The following is a 23590-nucleotide window of genomic DNA, read 5'->3' as shown; positions in this document are numbered from 1 at the left end:
TCATTTTGATTACTTAATAAATTAGAAGCGTTGAACACAAACTGGTTCAGGACATGCTACATCTTTTTGCAATAAGGTTAGCTTTCCGGTTTCTGGATCACGCTTGTAAAGGGTCAAGTTATCACTGTTTTGGTTAGAAGCTAATAAGAATGATTCATCAGAGCTAAGGTTGAAGTCACGAGGGAAATCACCTTCAGTTGAGATGGATTGGATATGCTTAACCGTAAAGTCAGGTTGTACTTCGAAGACCGCAATGGTGTTTTCCCCACGGTTTGAAGTATAAATAAACTTGCCATCCTTGGAAAGACGAATTGCGGCAGCTCCATTGTGAGCAGTCCAATCATCGGGAATTGTTTTAATGGTTTGAACATGACTGAAGGTTCCATCAGTAGCATTATACTTAAGGACTTCAAGCTTACTGCTCAGTTCACCGAGAAGGTAAGCATACTTACCATTAGGGTGGAATGCAATATGACGTGAGCCAAAGCCATCCTCTGACTTATAACGGGAAACCGCAGTCAATTTTCCATCAGCAGAAACATCATAAACAACAACCAAGTCCATTCCCAAATCACAAACAACTAAACGCTGATCAGGAGTTAAATCTGCAAAGTGAACGTGAGGACTATCCTGTTCAGGTTGTGGGCCAGTAGCTCCCTGGTGAAGGACTGAGTCAGTTTGGGTTAATGTTCCGTCATCGTTAATCTTAAAGGCATCAACCTTTGCAGTGTGGTAATTGGCGCTGTAAAGTAAGTGCCGCTTTTCATCAAGGCCAACATATGCAGGAGGGGCGCCAGCAGCCAAAACCTTACTTAGCATCTTAGCATTGTCGTCCTTCAAGGAGTATGATGCAACACCACCTTGATCATCAACTTGCTTAACTGCGTAAACCCGTTTGTCTGAACCAACTTGTAAGTAAGCCGGCTTCTGTGAAGGAATTGCTAATTCAACCTTGGTAATTTCTTCTTTTTGGGGATCTAAGGTTACCTTGTAGACACCCTTACTATCTTTCTTGGTATACGTACCGATTAAAAATTGTTCAGTCAATTAAACTGCCTCCTTTGAAAATGCTTACCTCTATGATAGCAATTCGTTAAGCTTAATACTAGCTATGGTACACTGTAAATAGTAAAAAATTAGGAGAAATCAAATGAAAAAGATCGAACGTGCTGAAAAATTAGTTCAGGGTCATCTGAATACGTTTCGTTGTCCAATTTGTCACCAGGGGTATATTAGACTAACTGGAAATACGCTTGTGTGTGAAGAAGGACATACAATTGATTTTAATCGTCATGGTTACCTTCACTTTTTGAATACCCAGGGGACAACGGAATATGATCGGACAATGTTTTTATCACGGCGAAGACTACTTGAAGCAGGATTATTTAAACCGATTATTGAAGAGGTTAATTCGCTGCTTCCAACAACTCCACAGACCATTTTAGATGTCGGAACAGGTGAAGGAACCCCATTAGGTCAGTTAGCTGCCCTTCGTCACAACCAAGATTTCTATGTTGGCTTTGATATTTCAAAACCCGGGATTACCTTGGCAACTCAGCTTGACATTGATGCTTTCTTTTGCGTAGCGGATCTACGGCAGTTACCCTTTGCTGATCAATCTTTCGATACAGTCTTGGAGCTTTTTTCGCCTTCAGATTATCGTGAATTTAATCGGGTTCTAAAAGAGGGCGGTAATTTAATGAAAGTAATTCCCAATGCCGATTACCTTCTGGAATTGCGCCATTTACTATATGGAAATCAGGATCAACATTATCATTACGACAATAGTAGAGTTTTAAGTTTATTCAAACAGCATTATCCAGATGCAAAACAGATTCCAATCCGTTACCAATTTAATCTTCCTCATGAACTAGTTACCGATATGATTAAGATGACGCCAATGAGTTGGGGTAAGGATGTCCACCAGCCGACTGGGGATGAATTAGTAAATCTTACTTCAATTACTGTTGATGTTAGTTTATTGGTAGCGAAAAAAAGTGATTAAGGGTATTGCTAATTCGATTTAAAGGTGGTAAATTATCTTATGAGAAATCGTTTGGCAATTGACATCGAACAGATTCGTTGGTAATTGCCAAGGAGTACTTCATTAAAGCAGCGTTTCGCCGTGCCAACACCGAGACCCTGCTTTTTTTATTTGCCTAAGGAGAATCATAATGACAAACCATATTGTACTATTTGAACCATTATTTCCAGCCAATACTGGAAATATTGCCCGAACATGCGCGGGGACGAATACGGAATTGCATTTAATTAAACCACTTGGATTTTCAACGGATGATAAACACATGAAGCGTGCAGGATTAGATTATTGGGATAAGGTTAAGATTACCTACCACGATGACTTACGGGAATTTGTTTCGACTGTTCCTGATATTAGCAAGCTCTATCTTGTATCAAAATTTGCGAGTCGTGATTATACTGATGTGGATTATACAGCTGATGGGGATCATTACTTTTTATTTGGTAAAGAAACGACGGGGCTGCCTGAAGAATTTATGCGACGGTACCCGGAAAATGCTATCCGGATTCCACAAAATGACAATAATATTCGGGCATTAAATCTCTCGAATAGTGCAGCCATTGTTATTTACGAAGCACTTCGTCAGCAAAGTTTTCCAAACCTAGCTCGGGTGCATAAATACCATTTTGATAAGTTAAAGTAAGTGGGGAAGTTCTATCATGGCAAGGAAAAAACGATCGGGAACCGGTCGCCGTCGATCAACAAACAAAAAGGGGCAAGCAAAGCTCGTAGCTAATTTAGTAGGGTTAATCCTTGCGTTCTTAATGCTAATTGGGTTATTTAATCTAGGAGTTATTGGTCAGCTCCTGGTCGGGATTTTCAGTGTCTTAGTGGGGAAGTCTTACCCAGTAGTAATGATCCTTGCTCTTATTTCTGGAATATCATTGACTTTTTTTGGTCATCAGCCAAAGTATAATCAACGGTGGATCTGGGGATTTATTGTTGCTTATTCTGGAGCTTTGATCTGGCTCCACTATTTAATGTTTAATCACTTAAATCTTCATGCTAATTTTCTTGCTGTTACCTGGAATAATTTGAGTAAAGTATTCTTTCAAACCAGTAATTCAACGAACATTGGTGGTGGAATGATTGGGGCATTGCTTTATAGTGGAAGTAATTACTTAATCGGTCAGCAGGGGACAGCAATTTTAGCTTGGCTAATGATTATTGCTGGAATTGTGATCTTCTTTGCGATTCCTTGGGATCAGGCTTTAACGAGTTTTGGTCAGCAGTTAAAAAAAGTTCCGGCTGCAGTTCGCCAGTTTAAACAACAGCTTCCTAAACGTTCTCGTGTAAGACGAACATCACCGAAAAAGAACGTTAGCTTAGTAAAAAAGTCAAATCCTAAACCAGCTGTTAATGAATCGGTTGTTACCAGCTCACCCCAGCAAATGAGCTCTTCTCAGGCTGAACCACGGATTACCGTTGCTAATACGAGTAATGAAGAATCGCCTGTTAAAGCAACTGCTGCTGAACAACAAGATTCCGCGAGTGATGATTTGCAGTTAGCAACAGCAACTGAAAAAGAAGATGCTGATTACCAGTTACCACCACTTAACCTGTTAACTAAGATCCCCCAAACGGATCAAGGGGATGACTTACACGCAATTAAAAAGAATACCCAAAAGCTCCAGGATACCTTAAAATCGTTTGGCGTTGAAGCAACGGTTGAAAATGTTAATCTTGGTCCATCGGTAACAAAATATGAATTACGTCCAGCGGTTGGTGTTAAAGTTAGTCGAATTACCCACTTAGCTGATGATTTAGCATTAGCCCTTGCTGCTAAGGATATTCGAATTGAGGCACCAATTCCGGGAAAGTCACTGATCGGGATTGAAGTTCCAAATCAGCAAGTTGCAACTGTTGGCTTTCGTGACATGATTGAGTCAATGCCCCACGATGATCACCCAATGAATGTTCCCTTGGGCAGAACCGTTACGGGTGATGTAATGATGGCTGATTTAACCAAAATGCCGCACCTGTTAATTGCTGGTGCTACTGGTAGTGGGAAGTCAGTTGCGATTAACGACATCATTACAAGCATTTTATTAAAAGCCAAGCCACATCAGGTAAAGTTTTTAATGATTGATCCTAAAAAGGTCGAATTGAGTGTTTATAATGGCATTCCCCACTTGCTTAGTCCGGTGGTTTCTGAGCCTAAAAAGGCTGCCCGGGCATTAAGTAAAGTTGTTGCTGAGATGGAACGCCGGTACGAACTGTTTGCCAAGTTTGGTGTTCGTAATTTGAAGGGCTATAACCAGTTAGTTCGTGATAATAATGATCAAGAAAAGGCAACAGAACAGCCAGCACTTCCGTTAATCCTGGTAATTGTTGATGAATTAGCGGATCTGATGATGACCGTCTCCCATGATGTTGAAGATGCAATTGTCCGGATTGCACAAATGGGGCGGGCTGCTGGTATTCATATGATTCTTGCTACTCAGCGACCTTCAGTTGATGTTATTACTGGTTTAATTAAAGCAAATGTACCATCGAGGATTGCCTTTGCGGTGTCTAGTGGGATTGATTCACGGACGATAATTGATACTAACGGGGCGGAAAAATTACTCGGTAGGGGTGACATGCTTTTTGAACCGATTGACCAAAATAAACCTGTTCGTGTACAAGGAGCATTTATTTCTGATCAAGATGTTGAGGCGGTGGTGGACTTTATTAAAAAGGAACGGCCAGCGGAATATGATCAGAAGATGGTTGTTACCGATAATGAAATTGCTCAGGAAGAAAAGGCTGAGAATGAAGACGAGCTTTTCCCTGAAGCATTGAAGTTTGTTGTGGACCAGCAAAAAGCCTCGACTTCGCTAATTCAACGAAGGTTTCGAATAGGTTATAATCGTGCTGCTAGAATTATTGATGACATGGAGCAGCGCGGTTACATCGGGCCAGCTAATGGCTCTAAGCCGCGGGAAGTTTTTAAGCAAAAGGATCAGGCTGAGGATGAATAGATGTAAGCTTGATTTGAATAATAAATAAGAGTTCAGAGACCCAAAAATCCCTGAACTCCTTATTTTATTATTCGCTTAATTTAATTACATTACGCCTAATGAAGCAATGGCACCGAAAATTAATGAACCAAGCATTGCAATTAACATAAGCCAGATAGCAACCATCGTAATCTTTTGAAAACGTGTTTTCTTTTTGTGTTGCATCCTTTTACCGCCCTTCATAGATGAATTTATAATAATAACAGTCTACATCATTTTATAAGGTAATTTCAAACATCTTAGTGTGCTGTGATAAACTATTATTATAAATTAATCGGGAGTAGTTAGAACCAGTTATGGATTATCGAATCGCATTTCTTCAATTAATATTACTTGTTGTTATTTGGTTTGTTGAAAATTTAATTGGCAAGGTCTTTCACCTTGCTCGTCGGCATCGTCACATTCATAGTCCAATTATTTGGACAATTATTTTATGGTTGCTAAGCGTGTATAATATCGCCAGTCTTTACTGGATTGCGTACCCGATTGCAGTTTGGATGATTGTTGCAATCCTTTTAATTATTGTTCAAACAGTTCACTATGGAGAATTTATTTATCGTCGCTATTGGCCGGTATTTTGGCGATTATCAGTTGCTTTGGCAGTGATTGTCTTTGTAGGATCACTGTTCTGTCAGAATTTACCACTAATATAATATTAATAATGTTAAGTATAGGTTAGCGAAAAGTTGTTTTATGAAAATGATGACTTTTTGCTACCTTTTTTTATTATCAACTATTATTTTTGAAATGATATGGTGGAAAGTGGGGGATTGTGGTAGACTTTACCTATAAAGTGGTTGTGGGGAGGCAAAGGCCAATGTTTATGGGCGAATATACACATTCGATCGACAGCAAGGGCCGACTGATCATCCCTGCAAAATTTCGTGAACTATTAGGCACTCACTTTATTGTCACTCGTGGCTTAGATGGGTGCCTATTTGGTTACCCGCTTAATGAATGGGAACAGCTACAAGAAAAGCTAAAGGCATTACCGCTGACAAAACGTGATGCCCGGGCTTTTGTTCGTTTCCTTTATTCAGCCGCAATGGATTGCGAGTTTGATAAGCAAGGACGAATTAACTTACCGGATACCCTTTGTCAACATGCCAAATTACAAAAGAAGTGTGTTGTAGTAGGAGTTGCTAATCGGCTCGAAATTTGGAGCGCAGAAAAGTGGGAGCAGTTTACTGAATCTACTGAAGATGATTTTGACCAGATTGCTGAAGATCTAAATATCGATTTTTAATGGGGGATTTTTGATGACAGAGTTCAAACATGTAACAGTATTATTAAATGAAGCTGTTGCTGGTCTAAATGTCCACCCAGATGGAACCTATGTCGATGCCACATTAGGTGGTGGGGGTCATAGTTCGGCAATCCTCAACCAGTTAACAACTGGTCGCTTGTACTCATTTGATCAGGATCAGACAGCAATCAAATATAATCAACAGCACTTAAAAAAATTCATTAATGATGGTCGTTCAATCCTAATTGAAGATAATTTTCGCAATTTGGAGACGGCACTGTCGAAAAACGGTGTTAAGAGTGTTGATGGAGTCGTATATGATCTGGGAGTATCATCACCACAATTCGATGATGCGCAACGGGGCTTTAGCTATAAGCTGGATGCGCCATTAGATATGCGGATGAATCAACAGCAGGCCCTTTCTGCAATGAATGTTGTTAATGAATGGCCATATGAAAAGCTGGTCAAGATTCTTTACCGTTATGGCGAAGAACGGTTTGCTAAACAAATTGCGCGTAAGATAGAACGACGCCGAGAGAGCAAGCCAATCAAAACCACTTTTGAGCTTGTTAATGTGATAAAGGAAGCTATTCCTGCAGCCGCTCGTCGACATGGTGGTCACCCGGCAAAAAAGACTTTTCAGGCAATTAGAATTGCGGTTAACGATGAATTGGGAGCGTTAGAAGATTCATTGGAGCAGGCCCTCGAATTGCTTAACGTTGGTGGTCGAATTAGTGTGATAACTTTTCAGTCATTAGAGGACCGGTTAGTAAAAACAATGTTTCATGAACAGGTCTCATTAGCTGATGAGTTACCACCAGGTTTGCCGGTAATTCCGCCAGAAATGCAACCTAAATTTAAATTAATTAATAAGAAGCCAATCCTTCCTAGTCAAGAAGAATTAGCTGATAATCACCGTGCTCACAGTGCTAAGTTACGGATAATTGAAAGAATAAAGAAGTAAAAATACAAAAGGAAAGTGATTGAGATGGTTTCAAATACTGCAAAAAGGATTTCGCGTGATCAGCCGAGGACAACTGATCCTGGTGCCCAAGCTCGCCAGCAATTGGGGCCTGCTGTTAAGACGGTTACCTGGTCAAATTTTGAACGCGGGCTAGTTGCTGTTTGTAGTATTGTAACTTTATGTTTAACAATTTCACTCCTATCAACTAAAAACACAATTAATACTCGTCAGCATCAATTACAAGATCTGCAAACGAAGGTATATCAAGCAAAAAATGATAATGCTAGTCATCGGCAAGCAATTGCTGAAATGACGAGTCAGTCTCAATTGCGGTCAGCTGCTAAAAAGTATGGATTAGTGGATCATAATTCAAACGTAAGGAACGTTAATAAATAATGAATAAGATGACTCAACGAACGAAAAATAACGGAAATAACGGCAACAGAGAAACTTTTGGTAAGTGGCTCTTCATAATAGTAGTTGCAATGTTTACGTTATTTATCGTTCGTTTTGCGTATATTGCAATTACAAAGGATGTTCAACACGTTAACCTCCGTTCTCAAGCTGAACAGATCTATACCCAAAGAAGAACCATTCTTGCCAAACGGGGGAATATCTATGATCAGCATGGTTCAGTTTTAGCGACAGATACCAGTAGGTACACACTTTATGCTGTTTTAGATAAGAGTCAGCGCTCTGCGGATGGGAAACCGTTATACGTGAAAAATAAAAAACGAACAGCAAAGATCCTCGCTAAGTACATTAAAATGCCAGAGTCAGAAATCCTTAAGACTCTCTCTAAAAAGGGACAGTCTTATCAGGTTGAATTTGGGAGTGCTGGTGCGAACTTATCGGTTGCCAAAATGCAGCAGATTAAAGCGGAAAACCTTCCAGGAATCGGGTTTATTGCAACACCAGCTCGGTCATATCCAGAGGGAGAATTTGCATCGCAGATAATTGGAATGGCAACACCCCAAATAACCAATAAGCAAACGGGACAAATGACACTGGTTGGTCAGGTCGGTCTTGAAAGTTATTTCAATAAAAAGTTAACGGGAAAGAATGGACTTCGCCAGGATAAGAAAGATGTCTACGGCTATAGTTTAGCTAATAGTAACCGGGTAGTAAAAAAGGCGGTCAATGGGGATAATATTTACACAACCCTTGATGCTAAGGTTCAGCATATTATGGAAAATAAAATGACCCGGGTATTTAAAGAATCGAAGGCAGAGTCAATGACCGCAGTGGTTATGGATGCCAAAACCGGTAAAATCATTGCTGCATCTCAGCGGCCGACACTGCGTTCAAAAAAGGATCCCGTTTGGCGGAACATGCTTGTTCAGGATGTATATGAACCAGGTTCTACGATGAAGACATTTGCCCTAAGTGCAGCAATTGATTCCGGGCACTTTGACCCCAACGCAACCTTTAACTCTGGAACCTGGCAGATCGGCGGGGGTAAGGTTACTGATTGGCAAACATCTGGATGGGGAGTAATTTCATATAAGGATGCTTTTGATTTATCAAGTAACGTTGGTTTTGCCCATGTTGAACAAAATATGGGGGCCAAAACTTGGAAAAAGTATTTAACCCGCTTTGGAATGTTTAACAAGGTAAATGTTGAGGGAATGAATAATGAAGTTAGTGGCTATAGTGCTTTTAAGGGAATCCTTCAACAAGCCAACACCGCATTTGGTCAAGGAATTACTGTAAATGTAATGCAAATGATGCAGGGCTTTAGTGCAATTGCTAATAATGGTAAGATGATGAAGCCGTACATTATTGATAAAGTAACCGATAACCAAGGAAAAACAATCCAAAAAGTAACCCCGAAGAAGGTTGGTCAACCAATCAAAGCCTCAACCTCTAAAAAAGTCGTTAAGATGATGGAGGGAGTTATTTATGATCAAAAAGGCCTTGGTCATGATTATCAAATTGATGGTTATAAAATTGCGGGGAAAACGGCGACTGCGCAAATTGGTGGTGCTGGAGGATATGGTAATAGTGATAGTAGTTACCTTTACTCATTTGTTGGGATCGCACCTGCCAATAATCCGCGCTATGTAATGTACGTAACGCTACGAAAGCCGCATAACCTAAGTAAACCAGCAACGAAGATGATTGCAGAAGTCTTTAACCCAACAATGAAATTTATTCTTAGTCGACAAAAGAGTACTAAGCAAAAGAATTCTGGTATTGTTAAGGTTCCTGACATGATTAACCAATCATCACAGGCCGCAAGTGATCGACTTAATAAAAAGCACCTTATCCCGGTTATTATTGGATCAGGCCAAAGGGTCAAACGTCAATCAGTTGCTAGCGGGCAACCTTCCCTAATTAATCAACGGATTATTTTAGATACCGGAGGAGAATATAAGATGCCCGATATCAGTAACTGGAGTTCCGATGATGTTCAAAAACTTACTCAAATGATGGGAATTAAGTTGAAGGAAAAGGGCTCTGGCTACGTTACAAAGCAAAGTATCAAGGCTAATGATAGTGTAAAGAAGTCATCAACACTGACTGTCGAGTATTCTTCTCGGCATTAATCTAGGAGGAAAACATGAATTTTATTAGTATTGTAGTAACATTAGTTTGTTCGTTTTTAATCACTTTTCTATTAATGCCCTCGTTAATTCGTTATTTTCGCGCAAAAAAGGAAGGGCAGCAAATCCGAAAAGAGGGACCAAAGTGGCATGCTAAGAAGGCCGGAACTCCTACAATGGGAGGCCTCTTGTTTATTATTTCTGCTGTGATTACCATTTTAGTTGTTGGTGGTTTCTTAGGAATGCTGACTAATACCATGTGGGCACTCCTCTTCATTCTTGTTGTGTATGGTTTGATCGGAATGTGGGATGACAGCATTAAGATCTTTCACCACCAAAACGAAGGATTTAAAGCATGGCAAAAGGCTTTATGCCAGGTAATTGCCGCAATGGTCTTTACGGTAATTTATCAACATGAAGGGTTCCAAATGGGCTTTGGAACTAGTCAAATTGGTTGGTGGTACGGGCTCTTTATTATCTTCTGGATTGTTGGGTTCTCCAATGCTGTTAACTTAACTGATGGTTTAGATGGCTTAGTCAGTGGCTTATCCATTATTTCATTTCTTGCCTACTTAATTATTGCGTTGGTTAACATCAATCAACCAGGCTATGCTGAAATTGCTCTTTTCTGTTTAGCAATGATCGGGACGCTTTGTGGTTTCTTCCCGTACAATCATAAGCCTGCGAAGATTTTTATGGGTGACATGGGATCGCTGGCAATTGGGGCTTCTTTAGCTGCTGTTTCATTACTGCTTCATCACGAATGGTCACTGTTGGTAATTGGAATTGTTTATGTATGTGAAACTGCTAGTGTAATTATGCAGGTTGCCTCATTTAAGCTTACCGGAAAGCGGATCTTTAAAATGACCCCAATTCACCACCATTTTGAACTGTGTGGATGGAGTGAATGGAAAATTGATATTGTTTTTTGGTGTGTAGGCTTAATTGCTTCAATTATTGCAGTGGCAAGTATTTTAATCTTTAATATTTAACTTTAACCAGGTGGCTAGAAAAATGAAAAAAGTAACAACATATAGTAATAAAAAAGTTCTCGTAATGGGATTCGGAATTAGTGGGCTTAATGCTGTTCACTTGTTAAAAGAACTTGGTGCAAATGTGGTTGCTAACGATCAAGCAACTCCTAAGGATCCATCAGTAGTCGAAAACTTAGAAAATGAAGGGATTAAAGTAATTACTGGTTCTAACCCACTTAGCCTTGCAGAAGAAGGCTTTGATATTGTTGTAAAGAATCCAGGAATTCCCTATGATAATCCACTAGTTGCTAAATTCGTCGAAAAAAAGATCCCAATTATTACTGAGGCAGAATTGGGATGGGAAATCTTTGAAGGCCATCTTGTTAGTGTTACGGGAAGTAATGGGAAAACGACTACAACAACGTTGACACAACTAATGATTGCTAAGAGTAATGCTCACCGGGTAGAATATGCCGGTAATATTGGCGTCTCTTTCAGCAAGGTTGCTGCAAAATTAGGTCCGGAAGATACGTTGGTAACGGAGCTTTCTAGTTTTCAATTGTTAGGAGCACCAACGATTCATCCCCATATCGCAATCATTACGAATATTTTTTCTAACCACCTTGATTACCATAAGACTCGAGAGAATTATATTAATGCTAAATTAAATATTACGCGAAACCAAACAAGTGCTGATTATCTCATAATGAACTGGGATCGTGATGAGTGGCAACAAATTGCTCGTCGTTCACAAGCAACAATTGTTCCTTTCTCACGTCAGAATAAGAGTCATGATGGCTCTTATGAAGAAGATGGGAAGATCTATTGGCGTGGTGACTACATTATGGATGCCAAGGATATTCGTCTCATCGGCCCACAGAATGTTGAAAATGCGTTAGCCGCAATTGCTGCTGCTAAGTTGAGTGGTGTAACTAACCAGGATATTGTTGATGTCCTGACAAGCTTTAGCGGGGTTCGTCATCGTCTTCAGTACGTAACTGATTACCAAGGACGACGGTTCTACAATGATTCTAAGTCAACTGACATTGAAGCAACCGAGGTCGCTCTTCAAGGATTTGAACAACCAGTAATCTTACTTGCTGGTGGGCTGGATCGAGGATATACCTTTGAACGCCTGGTACCGTACTTCAAGAAGCATGTCAAAGCAATCATTGTGTTTGGTCAGTGTAAGGATAAGATGAAGGATGCCGCTGAACAAGCGGAGATCCCAACCATTATTGAAAGCGAAAATGCTATTACTGCTGTTCCAGAGGCCTGGAAGGTCAGTGCTCCAGGAGACGTTATTCTTCTTTCACCTGCTAACGCTAGCTGGGACCAGTTCCCCAGTTTTGAAGTTCGCGGTGATAAGTTTATCGAAGCAGTTGATACTCTAATTAAAACAAAGGAGGAGAAATAATGCGGTTACTTGTTTCTGGAGGTGGTACTGGTGGTCACATCTATCCAGCGCTAGCCTTAATCGAACGTTTAAAGCAGGTTGAACCAGATACTGAAGTCCTTTACGTGGGAACTACTCGCGGCCTCGAAAATAAAATTGTTCCTGACGCAGGAATCAAGCTTGAAACGATGCACATGCAAGGGTTCAAACGGTCACTCTCGCTTGAAAATTTTAAGACGGTTTATCTGTTTCTCCGTTCTGTTCACCATGCAAAGAAAATTATTCGCGACTTTAAACCCGATGTTGTTTTGGGGACAGGAGGGTATGTTAGTGGTGCTGTCCTATATGCTGCGGCTAAGCAACATATTCCAACCGTTATTCATGAGCAAAATAGTGTCGTAGGAGTGACAAATAAGTTTTTGAGTCGGTATGTTGATCAAATTGCAATTGCTTTTGATGCCGCCCGAAGCCAATTCCCTGAAGGAAAAGTAACGATGACTGGTAACCCGCGTGCTCAACAGGTTGCTTCTCAGACTGCCAGTACCTTTTCCTGGAAAGAATATGGATTGAAGGACGATGTTCCGACATTGATGGTCTTTGGTGGTAGTCAGGGTGCACCGAAGATTAACACAACAGTTGTTAATGCAATTCCCGAACTTAGCAAGCGATCATATCAAGTAATTTTTGCGACTGGTCAAAAACGGTACGATAATGTTAAGAAACAGCTTCAGGGAGTAAATGTTGGTAAAAACGTTAAGGTAGTTCCATATATTAAGGATATGCCAGCTAAGATGCCTAAAGTTGCCGCTTTAGTTTCTCGTGCTGGAGCAACAACAATTGCGGAAGTAACTGCGTTGGGAGTTCCAACGATTTTGATTCCTAGTCCATACGTAACTGCTAATCATCAGGTGAAGAACGCTCAATCATTAGTACGAAAGAATGCAGCAGTAATGATTACTGAGAATAAGCTAGATAGTAGGGCATTGTTGCTTCAAGCAGATAAAATCATGGAAAACAAAGATCTTCGCACCAAAATGGCTGATGCTTCCCGTAAAATTGGCCATCCACAAGCTGCTGATGAGTTAATTGCAGTCCTTCATAAAGCAATTAATGAACATTAGTGGTGAGTAAAATGACGAGAGACAATTTTATTCCAGAGCACCGTCGCTACTCACAACGGTTAGCTCATTTAGAGAGGCAGAATAACTCAGCGCAAGCAAGAGAACACCAACCAATAAGCAATAAGGTTGTTGGAATAAAAAAGCAGCGTCGAAACTCTAGTAAAAAAAGAATTAGTGTTCTGGCACGGTTTTTCGGGATCATTTTGCTGATAATGATATATATTATTTCTCCATTAAGTAAAATTACTGATATTACGATAAGTGGAAATAATGAATTATCGAATGAACGGGTCGAAAAAGCAACCACTATTTGGCGGGGCAGGTTGATTTGGACAGCATTTTTAGCACAGCGTCACCTAGAGCGTGAGGCTAAAATAAGGGATCCGCAAATTAGGTCGTTAAGAGTTAATCTTCGTGGGCCCCAGAGCGTTCATGTAGCGATTACGGAAAATCATTTGCTGGGAGAAGGTCAAATCGGCAAACAGAAATATGCTGTTTTAACGAATGGTCAACTGCAATTAACAACAGCACAAAATACCAATATTGACTTTAAAGGATTTGAAAAGGATCGTGAACAGCTAAAAATCCTGGGACAACAGCTTGGTAAATTAAAGTCGGTTATCTATCATGGGATTTCTTCAATAGAGTACCAACCCACTAAGGAGTCTCCCCACCAAATTATTTTATATATGAAAGATGGCAATACGGTTAAAGCTAATTTAACGAATGTTGGCAATAAGCTAAAATATTATCCATCAATCCTCACTAAAATGAAGGGACAAGGAGTTGTCGATTTGCGGGTTGGAGCATATTCTTATGACTATGGTTCAAAAGATAAATGAATTTATTAAAAAACTTGCGAAGATCTTTTTTTACAAGTGATTAACTATGGTAAAATCTAAACTAGACTAATAAATTAAAATATTATTTTAGTGTAAAAAATTTAGGAGGTTCCTCTCAATGGATAATTCTGAGGTTTATGTTGGGTTAGATATTGGAACCACCTCGATAAAAGCATTAGTATGTGAAAATGTTAAGGGGCAAATTAAGGTCATTGGTGTCGGTGTTGAGCCAGCGGCAGGCATGAGTCGCGGTGTAATAGTTGATATTGATAAGACTGCTCGCGCAATTTCAAATGCGATTGCTCAGGCTGAGGAGAAGTCCAATATAGACATTAAACAAGTTATTGTTGGTTTGCCAGCAAATTATTTACAAATGCAACGGGTTCACGGAATGATTACCATTGCTGATAATGGTCAATCACGTGAAATTGTTGATCAAGATGTCTTGAATTTAGCACGAGAAGCGTTAACACAAAGCATCCCGCCTGAAAGAACGGTAATTGATCTAGTGCCAACAGAATTCACTGTTGATGGCTTTGATGGAATTAAAGATCCCCGCGGAATGGTTGGGGTTCGTCTTGAGATGAAGGGAACTCTCTATACCGGTCCAAAAACGATTATCCATAATGCCAAGAAGGCAATCCAAAAGGCTGGTTATACCGTTCGTGACTTTGTTGTTGCACCAATTGCAACAGGATTCAACCTGCTTAATGATGGTGAACAAGATTTTGGAACAATCGTAATCGACCTCGGTGGTGGTCAAACAACAACGAGTATCATTCATGATCACCAGTTAAAGTATAGTTACGTTGATCCAGAGGGTGGTCAGTATATCACTAAGGATATTTCAACCGTTTTAAACACTTCGTTGAAAAATGCTGAGCAATTAAAACGGGATCATGGTTTTGCGGATAGTACCCAAGCAGATGATGATGTTCAGATTGATGTTGACGTTGTTGGTCAGGATAAGCCGGTTCAATATAGTGAACGTTACCTTTCAGAGGTTATTGAAGCTCGAGTTCGGCAAATCTTTAACCGGGTTGCGCGTCAATTGGAACGGATTAATGCTCCTGAGTTACCAGGTGGAGTGATTTTAATTGGTGGTGTTGCTGCTCTACCAGGTATTAGATCACTAGCTAAGCAATACTTTTCGGGTAACGTTAAAGTCTTTGTTCCTGAACAGATGGGAATTCGTCACCCACGCTTTGCTATTAGTTACGCGCTTGGGCTTTATGAAGATCGGCTGTCCGGGATTGATCGATTGATTAAGCAAGTCGTTCAAGAAGCTGATTTTGGTAAGACTACGCCAGAAAATAATAATGGTAATTATCAACCCCAAAGTGAAAGTGCTGTTAATAGCAATAGCAGACCGATCCAAAAACGGGCTGATCGAGAACAAAATACAAAAAAGAAAGATGGCTCGTTCAGTAATAAGTTCAAGAGCCTCTTTAATAACTTATTCGATTAATAAATTAACGGAGGGTGTCGAATGGATAACGAGAATTCAATGGAAAATCAATTTGCCGGAGCTAAAATTAAGGTTATTGGTGTCGGCGGTGGTGGCGGTAATGCCGTAAACCGAATGATTACCGAAAAGGTTCAGGGTGTCGACTTTATTGTTGCTAATACTGATCTGCAAGCACTAAATGCCTCACAAGCACAAACAAAGATCCAGTTAGGACCTAAGTTGACTAAGGGACTTGGTGCTGGTTCTAATCCTGAAGTAGGTGATAAGGCCGCTGAAGAAAGTGAAGAACAAATTCAAAAGGCACTTGAAGGCTCAGATATGGTATTTATCACCGCTGGAATGGGTGGTGGTACTGGAACCGGTGCTGCTCCAGTAGTCGCTAAAATCGCTAAAGATAGTGGTGCATTAACAGTCGGTGTTGTTACCCGACCATTCTCTTTTGAAGGACCACGGCGGGACAAGTTTGCTAGTGAAGGATTGGCAAAATTAAAGGCGAACGTAGATACTTTGATTATTGTTGCTAATAACCGCTTGCTTGAAATGATTGATAAAAAGACTCCAATGATGGAAGCGTTTAAGGAAGCAGATAACGTTCTTCGTCAGGGTGTTCAGGGGATTTCTGACTTGATCGTTACTCCTGGTTACATCAACTTGGACTTTGCTGATATTAAGACATTGATGTCTAACCAAGGTTCTGCCTTAATGGGTGTTGGTAGCGCAACGGGAGAAAACCGTGCTACTGAAGCTACTAAGAAGGCAATCTCTTCACCACTTCTTGAAGTGTCAATTTCTGGTGCACAGCATGTCTTAATGGATATTACTGGAGGCAAGGATCTTTCAATGTTTGAAGCTCAAGAAGCTTCTGATGTAATTAAACAAGCTGCTGGCACAAATGTTGATATTTCATTTGGGATGTCGCTGAATGAATCCCTTGGCGATGAAGTGCGGGTAACCGTAATTGCTACGGGAATTGATGCAAAGAAGAGCAAGAAAGCTCACCCAGCTCAACACGTTGCTCCAGTAAGTGAAGAACCTAAGAGTGATGATAGTAAGTCGAGTCAAGAAAATGCATCAGATGATCCTTTTGATGGTTGGAATGATCCAACTGCAGGAATCAATGATTCAAATGAACAAGCGGATAATGAATTTTCACACGTAAAGAAGCCAGAATTTAATGTTTTTAATGATGATTCTGCCGCAACTGATGATGACGATGATAACTTGTCAACACCACCATTCTTTAAGAATCGTCGTCAATAATGAATAGGTAAAAGATGGGGAGAAGCACTATTTAGGGCATCTCCCATTTCGTAATTTTAGAAAGGTTAGGAGGAATTGAGATGGCTAATAATATTTTTAAGAGTCTTTTTAGTGATGGTGACTCTGATAATCAAGAAGAATATTATGATGAACAGACTCCTGTTCCTCAAGGAGATAACAAGGTTGTTTCAATGAATAGTGTTCGTCAACGTTCAAGCAAAATTGCGTTGTATGAACCGCGACTTTATGCGGATGTTAAACAAATTGCTGATCAATTATTAAACGATCGAGCAGTAATTGTTAACTTTTCTCAAATGGATGCCAAAGTGGCTAGTCGGATTGTTGACTTTTTGAACGGAACTATTTTTGCAATTAATGGTGATATTAAGCGGATCGGGAAAGAGATATTCCTTTGTACACCAAAGAATTTTGAGGTTTCTGGTAATTTATCGGATACGCTTAAAAATGATCCGGATAAAATATAGCGGAAAAGGAGCTTGTAATGGCAATTATTAATTTTTTAGCCTGGGTAATTTACCAACTAATTGATATTTATATCCTGGTGATTGTCATTTGGTGCTTGCTATCATGGTTTCCAAATGCAAGAGGAAGTCGTTTGGGAGAGATTGTCAATCGGTTGGTAGAACCGTATATGCGGTGGTTTGACTTCATTCCGCCATTAGGAGGAATCAGTTTTTCGCCGATTGTAGCGATCTTTGTTCTTTACCTTGTTCAGTATGGGCTAAAAGCAATTACCATGATGATTTAATAGATAATGGATGAATTGAATATAAAACAACATTTCCGTGCCGATGAAGGGCCGATTATTGATCAGATCAGTGATTGGATCGTCCAGGCTAATGATCAGTATCGTCCGGTATTAACACCTTTTCTTAATCCTCGGCAGCAATATATTGCACAAACACTTGTTAATAGTGATGACAACGTTAAACTGAAATCATTTGGTGGCTGGCAAAATGCTGAAATGCAGCGGTTGCTCTTCTTCCCGTCGTATTATCAGCCACAGGTAGCTGACTTTGCAGTTACGGGCTTAGAAGTTGACTATCCGCAAAAATTTGCTGAACTTCATCATCGGCAAATAATGGGAACATTATTAGGTGAGGGATTAGAACGAGCGTCATTTGGTGATATCGTTACTGATGGAAAACGGTGGCAAGTGATGGTTACTAATCAGATGGCTCGGTTTGTTCATGAGCGAATCGATCACGTTGGCAAGATTAAGGTAAAATGGAAGCCGATCCCACTTGAAGAGTTAATTGTTCCTGAAGATGATTGGGAACAGGTATCAACCACTGTTTCGTCACTAAGAATTGATGCGGTAATTGCAGCAGGATTTAACTATTCCCGTAATCGGGCAAAACAGTTATTAGAACATGGCTTTGTTCAAATTAACTGGGAAGAAATGCAACGACCGGATTATTTAGTCCGGGAACATGATATGTTGTCCGTTAGACATGCTGGTCGTTTAAGAATGGATCAGATTGGGAGCATTACTAGAAAAAATAAGCAACGGATTACTTTATCAATTATTCACGCTTAATTAAGAGCACATGGAGGAAAAACCGATGAGTTTAACTGTAGATGAAATTAATCAAATCCAATTTAACACTAAAATGCGTGGCTACAATCCAACTGAAGTGAATGACTTTATTAAGGAAGTTGCACAAACAGTTCAGGAATTGACTGATCAAAATCGGACACTACAAGAAAAGGTCAAGGCCGATGAAAGCAAGTTGAAATACTTTAGTGAATTAAAGGATTCACTGAATAAGTCAATTTTGGTTGCTCAAGAAGCTGCCGATAAAGTTAAAAACAATGCCAAGCGTGAAGCTGATATTATGGTGCGTGAAGCTCAAAAACAAGCAACTGACATTGTTTCAACGGCTAACGAAAAGGCTAATCAAATTGTTGAAAATACTGCAGAGGGGACTCGAAAGTTAACTTCAGAAACTAGTGACTTAAAGAAACAAACGCGGATCTTCCGTCAGCGGCTACAAGTAATGCTTGAATCCCAATTGGAAGTTGTTAAGAGTGATGAATGGGATAAGTTATTAGCAAACGATGATATTGATAAATATGGAGAAATTCAAAATATTTTGGGAACTCGTCTTGACAATAATTCGGGTGAAAGTGTAGAATCAACCTCAATTACAACTAGTGATTTTGAATCTGAAAGTACAACTGCTACTGTTGCGGATGAGACTACTTCAGGCAGTGTTGCAATTGAAAGTAACGTTGCATCCGATTCAGCTGTTCCGTCAGATTCAGAGGTTGTTGTTAAATCAGAAGAAAGTGAAAGTGCTCCTGCTAGTTCTGCAGAAACAATTTCCTTTAATTCACCTACCGACTTTGCTTCAGCATTTGCCGATACTTCAACAGTAGCGCAAAGTGATGAGAGCGAAGCACAATCAACGACAACCAATGACTCTGTTGCGTCCTCGTCTACTGAATCAAGTAATAGTGAAGATGAGGGTGACACTGTCGTTGTTTTCCCAGATAATAACTAGTTGTTTAAATTAAATTGTAATAATTAGTAACGAAAACGTCGAAGGACATTAGTAAGACAAGAATGATTCAGCGAGTTAGCAAATGGTGTGAGGCTAATATTTAGTATTGTTTTACTTGATCGGTCCTGAGTACTTGATTGAATATATTTAAATCAGGTCGGTTCATTACCGTTAAACAATGGTTGAGGGGATATTAGATTAACTAAATATCCTGAAAACGGGTGGTACCACGGAAAACTTCGTCCCAGTGATGGGATGGAGTTTTTTTAGTTATTAATTGTTAATTGAGGAAGGAGAATTGCATATGCGAGTTAAAGACACATTAAACTTGGGGAAGACCAAGTTCCCAATGCGAGGGAAATTACCAGTCACTGAAGCACAACGTGAAAGTGTTTGGGAAGAAAATAAAGTATATGAATTACGACAAAAATTAAATGAGGGAAAGCCAACGTTTGTTCTTCACGATGGTCCTCCATATGCCAATGGTAATATTCACATTGGTCACGCCATGAATAAGATTTCTAAGGACTTTATCGTTCGTTACAAGTCAATGAGTGGCTTCCGCTCACCATACGTTCCTGGTTGGGATACTCATGGGTTGCCAATTGAACACCAATTGACGAAGGCTGGTTATGACCGGAAGAAGATGAGCTTAACAGAATTTCGTGACCTTTGTCGGAAGTACGCTTTGGAACAGGTTGATAAACAACGCAAAGACTTCAAACGGTTGGGAGTTAGCGGTGACTGGAATCACCCGTACCTAACTTTGGATAAAGAATTTGAAGCTGCACAAATTCGTGTCTTTGGTGAATTTGCTAAGAAGGGTCTCTTGTACCAAGCTAAGAAGCCAGTTTACTGGTCATGGTCATCCGAATCAGCATTGGCAGAAGCTGAAGTTGAATACCACGATGTCACTGCTAAGACAGCTTTCTTTGCTGAACAAGTTAAAGAAGGCAAGGGCGTTCTTGATAGTAACACCTACCTAGTTGTTTGGACTACTACTCCATGGACAGTTCCAGCATCTGAAGCGGTAGCGGTAAATGCCAAGTTTGACTACTCAGTTGTTAAGCCAGCTAATGATGATCGGAAGTTTGTTGTTGCAACAGAGCTTTTGGAAGGCTTAGCAGAGAAACTTGGTTGGGAAGATTACCAAGTAGTTAAACATGTCGCTGGTAAGGATCTAGAAGGATTAACTACTCAGCACCCATACCTTGACCGTGAGCTTTTGGTTGGAATTGCTGATTACGTTACTGCTGATGCAGGTACTGGACTTGTTCACACCGCTCCCGGATATGGTGATGATGACTACAACTTTGGTAAAAAATACGACTTGCCAATTTTCGCCCCAATCAATGATCAGGGTGTCCTGACCAAAGAAAATGGTGACGACTTTGATGGTGTCTTCTACCAAAAGGCTGATGATATCTCACTGCAAAAACTTGAAGATAATAATGCCCTTCTTCTTGAAGAACCATTAAAACACAGTTATCCATTCGACTGGCGAACAAAGAAGCCAATCATTTTCCGGGCAACGGATCAGTGGTTTGTATCCATTGAAAAGATGCGTCAAAATATCCTGGACGCTTTAGAAGATGTTAAGTACCACCCAGAATGGGGGAAAGTTCGTCTTCGCAATATGATTAAGGATCGTGGTGACTGGGTAATTTCACGGCAACGTGTTTGGGGTGTACCACTGCCAATCTTCTACGCTGAAGATGGTACACCAATCATGGAAGAAGAAACGATCAATCATGTTGCAGATCTCTTTAGAAAATATGGCTCTAACGTTTGGTTTGAACGTGACGCAAAGGATCTTCTCCCAGAAGGATACACTAACGAACATTCACCTCATGGTAAGTTTACTAAGGAAACCGATATTATGGATGTTTGGTTTGACTCTGGTTCTTCCCATCAAGGGGTTCTTGCTGAACGGGATTACTTGACTTATCCAGCTGACCTTTACCTTGAAGGATCCGATCAGTACCGTGGATGGTTCAATTCTAGTTTGATTACTAGTGTTGTTTGTTCTGGTCACGCCCCATATAAGGAAATTGTTTCCCAAGGATTTACCCTTGATAAGCGTGGTAACAAGATGAGTAAGTCACAAGGAAACGTTATCGATCCAAATAAGGTTGTCCAACAAATGGGTGCCGAAATTATTCGTCTCTGGGTAATGAGTGCTGATACCTCCGCTGATGTGCGGGTTTCAATGGGAACTTTCCAACAGATTTCAGAAGCATACCGGAAGTTACGGAATACTTTTCGGTTCTTGCTTGCTAATACTAGTGATTTCGATGCAAATGAAAATACCGTTTCCTACGAATATTTGAATTCCGTAGATCAGTACATGCTCGTTAAGCTTAATCATTTCCTTGAAAATATGCGAGCTGATTTTGACAACTACGACTTCCTTGATGCTTATCGGTTATTAATTAACTTTGTTAACAATGATTTGTCAGCTTTCTACATGAATGTGGCAAAGGATGTTCTCTACATTGAACCTGAAAATTCACAAACTCGACGTTCAATGCAAACCGTCTTCTATGACATCTTGTTAACAATGGTTAAGTTGCTTACTCCAATCTTGCCTCACACAACTGAAGAAGTTTGGAGCTACATGAACGAACCGGAAGAATTCGTACAATTAACTGAAATTCCGGAAGCACGCCACTTTGATGGTGAAGAAGGACTATTAGATAAGTGGTCTGAATTTATGGGAGTTCGTTCACACGTTTTGAAGAGTCTTGAAGAGGCACGGAACGCTAAGATGATTGGTAAGTCATTAGAAGCGCAAGTTGATCTTTATGTAAATGAGCACAATAAGGAACTATTAGAGAGCCTTGATACGGATGTTCAATTATTATTGGGAGTTTCAAAGCTTAACCTTCATTCTCTTGATGAAGCTGCTGATGATGCTGATCAATATAATGATGGCGTTGCGGTTAAGGTAAGTGTTGCTCCAGGAGAAACTTGTCAACGATGCCGGATGGTTAAGGAGGATGTCGGGTCAGATCCAGCTTACCCAACTCTCTGTGCTCGTTGTGCTAAGGTAGTTCGGGAAAGCTTCCCGGAAACAGTTGATGAAGGCCTAGAAAAATAGTCGTCCATCAATGACAAATACCTAGTTAGCGTTGTAAAATACCAAGTGACGTTTATGTTGCTTGGTATTTTTTATTGTAGGTGAAATTAATGTTACAAGGCACAGTCAAAAGCTTTGATCGTGAAAAGGGTTGGGGATTTATCAATGTTCCCCATGAAGGTGAGGTTTTCGTCCATTATACGGGAATTGAAGGCCACGGCTTAAGAATTTTAACTCCAGGAGAACGGGTTGCGTTAGTTATTGTTCAAGGAAAACGCGGACCACAAGCGGCACATGTTCAACGGCTCAGTAAGCGAGGCTATTAAAATGAATTTTGAAGAGAAAACATTAAGTGAGAAGAGTGTTTTTAACGGTAAGTTGATTAAGGTTGCTGTTGAGGAGGTTGAAACTCCCAAGGGGTTGAAAGCTCAACGAGAAATTGTCCACCATGCTCCAGCAGTGGCGATCCTGGCATTAACTGCTGATCACAAAATAATTTTGGAAAAGCAATGGCGCTCGCCAATCCACAATACGACCTTAGAAATTCCTGCAGGAAAGGTTGATTCACGTGATAGTCGTGATGCTCTTCATGCTGCTAAACGTGAATTGAATGAGGAAACCCGTCTTAAAGCAGGAACAATCAAGAAAATTTCATCATTCTATACATCAATCGGGGTTATGGATGAATTCATGACACTATACTTAGCGACGGATCTAACACCGGTGGAAAATGAACTGCCTCAAGATCGGGATGAGCAACTGGTGTTAGAAAAGGTAACCCTTGATGAAGCATTAAAAATGATTGATGAAGGACAAATTGAAGACGCCAAGACGATTATGGCAATTTATTATTGGCGAGGGATGAATAATCATGGATAAGGATCCGCAAAATAATAATGAGCGGCTGACGCGTCAACAATATCGTCAGCAACAAACGACCGGTTCTAATGATGGTGAAGAGGAGCAACAGCTTTCTCGTTCTCGTGCTGATCAGAAAATTGAGCAGGAACAGCTAATCAGTGAGCAGAAGATGCAACGGCTACGAAAACGGTTAAATATTGCCATTATTAGTTTAGTAGTCGCTATTATAATCGTTTATTTAATTTTATTTTTTGTAAAGTAA

Annotated in this window: 23 protein-coding genes, 1 pseudogene and 1 other annotated feature; of the genes and pseudogenes, 22 read left to right on the top strand and 2 right to left on the bottom strand. The window is 40.2% G+C overall.

What is annotated here, in order from left to right; translation table 11 throughout:
• Positions 1-21: 21 nt before the first annotated feature.
• On the bottom strand, positions 22-1047 hold the full coding sequence (locus PRK60_RS05735) for a lactonase family protein (RefSeq protein ID WP_273645757.1): 1026 nt from the start codon (positions 1045-1047) through the stop codon (positions 22-24).
• Between the two features lie 103 nt (positions 1048-1150).
• On the opposite strand from PRK60_RS05735, the gene PRK60_RS05730 reads away from it, so the two are divergent.
• The 3 genes from PRK60_RS05730 (at position 1151) to PRK60_RS05720 (ending at position 5004) form a co-directional block, all read left to right on the top strand.
• The gene (locus tag PRK60_RS05730) at positions 1151-2005 is read left to right on the top strand and encodes a methyltransferase domain-containing protein (protein WP_178695983.1); all 855 of its coding nucleotides are present in this window, start codon (positions 1151-1153) and stop codon (positions 2003-2005) included.
• A 169-nt stretch (positions 2006-2174) separates the two neighbouring features.
• Entirely contained in the window at positions 2175-2684 is a 510-nt protein-coding gene (trmL, locus tag PRK60_RS05725; RefSeq protein WP_003716825.1) for a tRNA (uridine(34)/cytosine(34)/5-carboxymethylaminomethyluridine(34)-2'-O)-methyltransferase TrmL, read from the top strand.
• Between the two features lie 16 nt (positions 2685-2700).
• Entirely contained in the window at positions 2701-5004 is a 2304-nt protein-coding gene (locus PRK60_RS05720; RefSeq protein WP_273645756.1) for an FtsK/SpoIIIE family DNA translocase, read from the top strand.
• 84 nt (positions 5005-5088) lie between these two features.
• Here the strand turns inward: PRK60_RS05720 and PRK60_RS05715 are convergent, their stop codons facing one another.
• Positions 5089-5208, bottom strand: coding sequence for a DUF4044 domain-containing protein (locus tag PRK60_RS05715; protein WP_102169019.1), 120 nt, complete (start codon positions 5206-5208; stop codon positions 5089-5091).
• A 131-nt stretch (positions 5209-5339) separates the two neighbouring features.
• On the opposite strand from PRK60_RS05715, the gene PRK60_RS05710 reads away from it, so the two are divergent.
• From PRK60_RS05710 to PRK60_RS05620, 19 genes and pseudogenes are all read left to right on the top strand, one after another.
• Positions 5340-5696, top strand: coding sequence for a DUF3397 family protein (locus PRK60_RS05710; RefSeq protein WP_102169020.1), 357 nt, complete (start codon positions 5340-5342; stop codon positions 5694-5696).
• Between the two features lie 164 nt (positions 5697-5860).
• Positions 5861-6289 carry a division/cell wall cluster transcriptional repressor MraZ gene (gene mraZ, locus PRK60_RS05705; RefSeq protein WP_102169021.1) on the top strand — a complete coding sequence of 143 codons (429 nt, stop codon included), beginning with the start codon at positions 5861-5863 and terminating at the stop codon, positions 6287-6289.
• A 13-nt stretch (positions 6290-6302) separates the two neighbouring features.
• Positions 6303-7253 (top strand): 16S rRNA (cytosine(1402)-N(4))-methyltransferase RsmH, encoded by a 951-nt coding sequence (gene rsmH, locus PRK60_RS05700; RefSeq protein ID WP_102169022.1) that lies wholly within the window; start codon positions 6303-6305, stop codon positions 7251-7253.
• Between the two features lie 24 nt (positions 7254-7277).
• Positions 7278-7649 carry a cell division protein FtsL gene (ftsL2, locus tag PRK60_RS05695; RefSeq protein WP_191912617.1) on the top strand — a complete coding sequence of 124 codons (372 nt, stop codon included), beginning with the start codon at positions 7278-7280 and terminating at the stop codon, positions 7647-7649.
• A complete protein-coding gene (locus tag PRK60_RS05690; protein WP_102169024.1) occupies positions 7649-9802 on the top strand; it encodes a penicillin-binding protein in 2154 nt (717 codons plus the stop codon). The genes ftsL2 and PRK60_RS05690 overlap by 1 nt, the downstream gene beginning before the upstream one ends.
• A 14-nt stretch (positions 9803-9816) precedes the next feature.
• Entirely contained in the window at positions 9817-10791 is a 975-nt protein-coding gene (mraY, locus tag PRK60_RS05685; RefSeq protein ID WP_178695376.1) for a phospho-N-acetylmuramoyl-pentapeptide-transferase, read from the top strand.
• Positions 10792-10813: 22 nt separating this feature from the next.
• Positions 10814-12190 carry a UDP-N-acetylmuramoyl-L-alanine--D-glutamate ligase gene (gene murD, locus PRK60_RS05680; RefSeq protein WP_102169026.1) on the top strand — a complete coding sequence of 459 codons (1377 nt, stop codon included), beginning with the start codon at positions 10814-10816 and terminating at the stop codon, positions 12188-12190.
• Positions 12190-13290, top strand: a complete 1101-nt coding sequence (gene murG / locus PRK60_RS05675) for an undecaprenyldiphospho-muramoylpentapeptide beta-N-acetylglucosaminyltransferase (protein ID WP_102169027.1) — start codon at positions 12190-12192, stop codon at positions 13288-13290. Before murD ends, murG begins: the two co-directional genes overlap by 1 nt.
• Before the next feature lie 11 nt (positions 13291-13301).
• Positions 13302-14132, top strand: a complete 831-nt coding sequence (locus PRK60_RS05670; RefSeq protein ID WP_273645755.1) for a cell division protein FtsQ/DivIB — start codon at positions 13302-13304, stop codon at positions 14130-14132.
• 118 nt (positions 14133-14250) lie between these two features.
• A complete protein-coding gene (gene ftsA / locus PRK60_RS05665) occupies positions 14251-15600 on the top strand; it encodes a cell division protein FtsA (RefSeq protein WP_273645754.1) in 1350 nt (449 codons plus the stop codon).
• A gap of 21 nt (positions 15601-15621) precedes the next feature.
• A complete protein-coding gene (gene ftsZ, locus PRK60_RS05660) occupies positions 15622-16860 on the top strand; it encodes a cell division protein FtsZ (protein ID WP_102169030.1) in 1239 nt (412 codons plus the stop codon).
• An 80-nt stretch (positions 16861-16940) separates the two neighbouring features.
• A complete protein-coding gene (locus PRK60_RS05655) occupies positions 16941-17345 on the top strand; it encodes a cell division protein SepF (RefSeq protein WP_102169031.1) in 405 nt (134 codons plus the stop codon).
• Between the two features lie 23 nt (positions 17346-17368).
• Positions 17369-17629 (top strand): YggT family protein, encoded by a 261-nt coding sequence (locus tag PRK60_RS05650; RefSeq protein ID WP_178695423.1) that lies wholly within the window; start codon positions 17369-17371, stop codon positions 17627-17629.
• A 6-nt stretch (positions 17630-17635) separates the two neighbouring features.
• A complete protein-coding gene (locus PRK60_RS05645; protein ID WP_273645753.1) occupies positions 17636-18421 on the top strand; it encodes a YlmH family RNA-binding protein in 786 nt (261 codons plus the stop codon).
• 25 nt (positions 18422-18446) lie between these two features.
• Positions 18447-19032: pseudogene (locus tag PRK60_RS05640) on the top strand (DivIVA domain-containing protein); the annotation flags it as partial.
• Between the two features lie 385 nt (positions 19033-19417).
• Positions 19418-19638: a binding site (T-box leader), on the top strand.
• A gap of 54 nt (positions 19639-19692) precedes the next feature.
• Complete coding sequence (gene ileS / locus PRK60_RS05635; protein ID WP_102169034.1) at positions 19693-22488, top strand: isoleucine--tRNA ligase; 2796 nt, start codon at positions 19693-19695, stop codon at positions 22486-22488.
• Between the two features lie 89 nt (positions 22489-22577).
• A complete protein-coding gene (locus PRK60_RS05630; RefSeq protein WP_102169035.1) occupies positions 22578-22793 on the top strand; it encodes a cold-shock protein in 216 nt (71 codons plus the stop codon).
• Position 22794: 1 nt separating this feature from the next.
• Complete coding sequence (locus PRK60_RS05625) at positions 22795-23346, top strand: NUDIX hydrolase (RefSeq protein WP_102169036.1); 552 nt, start codon at positions 22795-22797, stop codon at positions 23344-23346.
• A complete protein-coding gene (locus tag PRK60_RS05620) occupies positions 23339-23590 on the top strand; it encodes a hypothetical protein (RefSeq protein ID WP_102169037.1) in 252 nt (83 codons plus the stop codon). Before PRK60_RS05625 ends, PRK60_RS05620 begins: the two co-directional genes overlap by 8 nt.

Source organism: Limosilactobacillus portuensis (assembly GCF_028607025.1).
GTDB classification, from domain to species: domain Bacteria; phylum Bacillota; class Bacilli; order Lactobacillales; family Lactobacillaceae; genus Limosilactobacillus; species Limosilactobacillus portuensis.
The sequence above is the reverse complement of the archived record's forward strand: the minus strand, read 5'-3'. Positions and strand labels throughout refer to the sequence as shown.